We start from the raw sequence: 232 nt of genomic DNA, 5'->3' as shown, positions 1-232 counted from the left end.
CGGTCAGGTCGGCGGAGATGTCGAAGGTCTGCTCTGCACCGCGATGAACGCCACCGACACCACCGGTGGCGAAGACCGGAATGCCGGCGAGCGCCGCAATCTTCATCGTCGCGGAAACGGTCGTGCCCGCCGTCTGTCCCTTGACCATGGCAACGGCAAGGTCGCGTCCCGATGCCTTGACGACACCATCCTCGACCCTTGCCAGCCGCTCGATCACGGCGGGGTCGAGGCC

1 protein-coding gene is annotated in these 232 nt (G+C 66.8%); it reads right to left on the bottom strand.

What is annotated here, in order from left to right; genetic code table 11:
• On the bottom strand, positions 1–232 hold a 232-nt coding region (locus MD273_RS18800; protein WP_239039290.1), incomplete at both ends, for a pseudouridine-5'-phosphate glycosidase.

It is taken from the genome of Marinobacter sp. C7, from assembly GCF_022343555.1.
GTDB lineage: Bacteria > Pseudomonadota > Gammaproteobacteria > Pseudomonadales > Oleiphilaceae > Marinobacter.
The sequence above is the reverse complement of the archived record's forward strand: the minus strand, read 5'-3'. Positions and strand labels throughout refer to the sequence as shown.